The sequence below is a fragment of the Mycobacterium parascrofulaceum ATCC BAA-614 genome (assembly GCF_000164135.1).
GTDB lineage: Bacteria > Actinomycetota > Actinomycetes > Mycobacteriales > Mycobacteriaceae > Mycobacterium > Mycobacterium parascrofulaceum.
Genome location: NZ_GG770556.1, coordinates 269,543 through 273,351 on the forward strand (window position 1 = coordinate 269,543; position 3,809 = coordinate 273,351).

At 65.0% G+C, this 3,809-nt stretch carries 3 protein-coding genes and 1 pseudogene; 1 reads left to right on the top strand and 3 read right to left on the bottom strand.

Going from position 1 to position 3,809, the window contains the following annotated elements:
• A pseudogene (locus tag HMPREF0591_RS33500) lies at nt 1-422 on the top strand (hypothetical protein); the annotation flags it as partial.
• 14 nt (nt 423-436) lie between these two features.
• Here the strand turns inward: HMPREF0591_RS33500 and HMPREF0591_RS21145 are convergent.
• The 3 genes from HMPREF0591_RS21145 to HMPREF0591_RS21155 form a co-directional block, all read right to left on the bottom strand.
• On the bottom strand, nt 437-796 hold the full coding sequence (locus HMPREF0591_RS21145; protein WP_007170677.1) for a hypothetical protein: 360 nt from the start codon (nt 794-796) through the stop codon (nt 437-439).
• On the bottom strand, nt 789-1,583 hold the full coding sequence (locus tag HMPREF0591_RS21150; protein ID WP_007170678.1) for a ParA family protein: 795 nt from the start codon (nt 1,581-1,583) through the stop codon (nt 789-791). Before HMPREF0591_RS21150 ends, HMPREF0591_RS21145 begins: the two co-directional genes overlap by 8 nt.
• Before the next feature lie 942 nt (nt 1,584-2,525).
• Nucleotides 2,526-3,245, bottom strand: coding sequence for a hypothetical protein (locus tag HMPREF0591_RS21155; protein WP_244269041.1), 720 nt, complete (start codon nt 3,243-3,245; stop codon nt 2,526-2,528).
• Nucleotides 3,246-3,809 lie beyond the last annotated feature (564 nt).

The window sequence follows — 3,809 nt, forward strand, 5'->3', positions numbered from 1 at the left end:
AGCTGCGGACCGCGCCGCCCATCGTGGCCCCACAGCACGGTGCCACCTCGCCGGTGCCCCTGTATCGGCCGCCGGCGGCCGGGCGGCCGAGCTCGACAGCCGCGATCGTGCTCGCTCGCAGCTGTGGACACTGTGAGGTACTCACCGAGCAATGCCGCTACACCTTCGACCGGCTAGTGAGCCGGCACTCCCACTCCGGCCCGACCGAAAGCCTTTCTCCGGCAGGACTGTTCGCTGCTTGCGGGGGCTGCGCCGAACTCGTCGCAAGCATGCAACCGCAGCTGGCGGCCCGCGCCGGGTATGTCGTCGACACCGCGCGCGATCCCGCGACGGTGCCCATGCGGTGGCGAGGAACCCGCTGGGTCCTTCTCGGCCACGACGGGTGGCTCACTGAGCTGCGCCAGGACGCCCAAAGCGCCTAGTGGCTTAACCGCGGTTAAGTCTGCGCGGCCGACCGCCGCCGCCGCTGCAACGCCTGCTCGACGAGGTCCGAGGCGAAATCTTGTGCGGTGAGCAGCACGTCGTCGCGTTTGGCTTCCAGCCACGCTTGGCGAAGCCGCTGTGCGGTCGCCGGACGCAGCCGCAATGTGCGCGGCGCCTCCCCCGCGGCCGCCTCCCCCGACCGTCGCGACGTCGGCAGCGCGGTAACCGAGACCCGAGGTTCTTGCGTCACTGTGACGGCAGTCGGCACCGGGCCGTCCTGGGTCCGCGGGTGGCTGTCGGCCACTGGGCGGGTTTGCGCCCCCGCGCTCGACAACATGCCAATAACGGCAGCCGTGGTGTCCTTCTTAGGCATGGTGCTTTCCTCGATTCCGTCGGCCCTCATCAACGAGGGTCATCACCTCAACAGTGAAACTGGCGTACGCCTGGGCAAGGTCGGCGTCGGCATCGAGATCACCGAGGACCACCTGCTCACTGACCATTCGTTCGGCGGCCGTGCGCTTCGGGATGATCGTGTTGAAGATCGGCAACCCATCACTGCGTAGCGCGTGCAGTGTCTCGCGGCTGATCAACGTCTGCGACTCGTATTTGGTCAGCAGCACCCCCAAGAACGTCGCCGAGAGCACCTGATGTTTGCGCAGGGTCGATGACCATTCCAGGAACATGTTGACCCCCCGCCTCCCCCACTTGCTGGCATCGGTCGGCACCACAAACCAGTCGGCGGCATTGAGTGCGGTGATGACCAGTTGACCGAGGTTCGGCGAGAGATCCAGCACGATCGCGTCGTAATTCCCGGACACCGGCTCGAGCGCCATGGCCAACTGTTCCTCGCGACGATGCATGGTGACCAACTCCATGTCCAGCTTGGCCACCGCCAACGTGGACGGCACCAGGTCCAGTGCATCTAGTCGCGTCCGCCGGATCACCTTGCTGATCGGAGCGCCCTCCCCGATCAGGTCGTAGATGTCGAACTCGACGTCATCGTCCGGGTCGAACATCGACGTCGAGTTGCCCTGCGGGTCGCAATCGACGAGCAAGGTGCGCCATCCGCCCTGCGCCAGGCCGGCGGCCAGGTTCACCGCGGTGAAGGATTTGCCCACCCCGCCCTTGTGATTAGCGATCGCAATCACTTCTGCTTTCACGAGAACCTCTCCTTTAACATCTGCCTCATCTATTACAGCAAGTGATTGCGTGTTTGAGTGGCGCAGCGATCGCGTGTCGCGGTGAGGCCATCACCGGCTCACGCCGTGTTGTGGTCACGTTGTACGCCGATGATCGGGTGATACGGCAACATCGCCACACCGTGACGGCATCGCTGGATCAGTCAGTGATGCGGTCACGACGTGGCCGTGTTCCTGGGTGACGTAGCGACCACATCACGGCGTCACCTGATCACCGCAACGCTGGATCACCCGGTGACGGTGCGATCGCATGATCAGATCACCGGCGTGCGGAGTCACCAGGTGATGGCGCGATGGCGCGACCGGGTGATGTGGTGATCTGGTCATGCGGTGACCGTGTCGCTCGATGACCGTGCCGCGGTGTGATCCAGTGACCGGGCGAGTCGGCGATCTCATGACACGATCACCGCGTGACCAGATGACCGAGTGATCGTGTGCGCAGATCACCGCAACACGCGGTGAGGTGCTCACTGCGTGACGTCGTGATGGCATCGCACCGTGATGCGGTGACACGATGATCGCGGAGCGACAGCGGGTGCACGCTCACTGATCAAGATTGGCTGGTCGGGGGCGAGCGAGCGCGGCGCAGCAGTGATACCGAGTTCTCGGTGGATACCAGCAGTGGCGCCCAGTTGATGCGCGCTGAGACAGCAGTTCGAGCGAGTCAGATGGGGGAGCGGGGCCGCGTGGCAGCGCCCCCGCGCTGTCGCGGGTTTGCCACTTAACCGCGGTTAAGTCCGTACCGCCCAGTTTCCGGGCCGCACCGCAGGTCGCGTCACGTCGTGCTTCGGCCCGCGGCTGCGCAACGATTTGCCGAACAGGCCGTACAGATCACGCCGTCAGAGTTGCGGGCGACCGTAGCCACCTACGCCGATGCCGACCAAATCAATGGCCTTGCTGCATCTAGGCGGGCTTGCGATCACGTGCGGTCTTGTTGCCCAGCGCGGCGAATTGGCTACGCAAATGATCGGCGCGGGCCAACAACATGTGGACCGCGTAGGGGCGGGTGTGGTCGAGCTCGAGCACACCAGGCGCGGTGCGCAGCTCAGTTGCCGCCAGGCCGAGGATCACCATGGTGGCACGGGTGAAATTGTCGTCTTGGGCATCGACGACCAACTCCTCGAGCCACTCGCGCTGCTCAACCTCAAAGCGGTCCGCCTCGCCAGCCAGACCTGCAATGACCGCGCGCAATTGGGTGCGCTGGGCATGCAACCAGGTCTCCTCCACCGGGAACTGCTCTTCGCGCTCTCGCGCCGCGCGCCGTGAGGCACGGGCAAGTTTTTCATCGGGACGATCAAAACGCAGCAGTGCCTCCAACCGGTCGATGCGATCCAGCACTCCTTGCTTGCCGACACCCACCTGGGCGCCGAGCTGAGACAGATAAAGGCCGCGCTCGCGGCCGGCTTTCAAGAAGTACAGTTCGCGGCGGCGATCCTCCCACCACAGCCAATTGTTCAAGGTGAGCGCGTCGCACACATCAGCTTGCAACACCCACCGCGGAAGATCTGGCCCGCTGTATCGACGCAGGTAATCAAGCACCTCACGAGCATTGGAATCCGCAGCATCAGGCAACAACTCGCGATGGCAATCGTCGACTTTCGCGCGGCGGGCCGAGATCCTCATGATGGCCTCGCCCGCCTCCCGGCGATGCACCCTAGGTCGAGTCGCCACCCTGTCAGTATTTCACTGACAGATAGACGCTGCCCGACGACGCGCCCGCAACCTGCGGCACAAGTCAATTGAGGCCCGACGCCGAAGCGGCAGCCAGACAGCACCGATCTCCCGGCAATCTAGCGCCGAGCCGAGCTGGTCTGCTTCCGGCCAGATCTGCGCAACGGTCAAACCTCGCTGAGCGGGAGCGGTGGGAGGTGCCCCGCGCGCGCCAGCACCGCAACAGTCATCCTTAACCGCGGTTAAGGCGCCTCGCGATCCCCTTAACCGCGGTTAAGTCGCGGCGTTGCGAAGTCCTGCGGCCGAGCCGCGCCCGTGTCGACATCGCCTGCCGACCAACCTCCGGACCGATATCGCTTGGCGCGGCGGGCTTGTCGCCGCGACGGCGCAACCCGCCCCGCGTGTCGCGGCGACAGGCCCACCACGGCACCGTAAACTGCGGCTGTCTCATCCGAAGTACCCCGCGGCGCGGGGGAAGCATACGGAAAGGCCATTCATGGCTGTTCATGTCGTTCT